Below are 1,045 nucleotides of genomic sequence, written 5' to 3' on the forward strand. Positions count from 1 at the left end.
CGTGAGGCAGACCCGGGGAACTGAAACATCTAAGTACCCGGAGGAAGAGAAAGCAAATGCGATTCCCTGAGTAGCGGCGAGCGAAACGGGAACAGCCCAAACCGGAGAGCATGCTCTTCGGGGTTGTAGGACACTCTATACGGAGTCAAAAAGGAAGACAGTAGGTGAAGGACCTGGAAAGGTCGGCCGAAGAAGGTGACAGCCCTGTAGCTGAAACTGTTTTCCCTCCAGAGTGGATCCTGAGTACGGCGGGACACGTGAAACCCCGTCGGAATCCGGGAGGACCATCTCCCAAGGCTAAATACTCCCTAGTGACCGATAGTGAACCAGTACCGTGAGGGAAAGGTGAAAAGCACCCCGGAAGGGGAGTGAAATAGATCCTGAAACCGTATGCCTACAAGTAGTCAGAGCCCGTTAACGGTGATGGCGTGCCTTTTGTAGAATGAACCGGCGAGTTACGATAACGCGCGAGGTTAAGCCGATGAGGCGGAGCCGTAGCGAAAGCGAGTCTGAACAGGGCGTTCAGTGCGTTGTCGTAGACCCGAAACCAGGTGATCTACCCATGTCCAGGATGAAGGTCAGGTAACACTGACTGGAGGTCCGAACCCACGCACGTTGAAAAGTGCGGGGATGAGGTGTGGGTAGCGGTGAAATGCCAATCGAACCTGGAGATAGCTGGTTCTCCCCGAAATAGCTTTAGGGCTAGCCTCGAGGTTGAGAGTTCTGGAGGTAGAGCACTGATTGGACTAGGGGCCCCCACAGGGTTACCGAATTCAGTTAAACTCCGAATGCCAGCAACTTATACTCGGGAGTCAGACTGCGAGTGATAAGATCCGTAGTCAAGAGGGAAACAGCCCAGACCGCCAGCTAAGGTCCCAAAGTGTATGTTAAGTGGAAAAGGATGTGGCGCTGCCTAGACAGCTAGGATGTTGGCTTAGAAGCAGCCACCATTCAAAGAGTGCGTAATAGCTCACTAGTCGAGTGGCGCCGCGCCGAAAATGTAACGGGGCTAAACATACCACCGAAGCTGCGGATTCCGTAAGGA

1 rRNA gene is annotated in these 1,045 nt (G+C 53.7%); it reads left to right on the forward strand.

Annotated features, from left to right (window positions below):
• Positions 1-1,045: ribosomal RNA gene (locus tag AC3B4V_RS16200) — 23S ribosomal RNA — on the forward strand; the annotation flags it as partial.

Source organism: Exiguobacterium sp. E17S, from assembly GCF_057772545.1.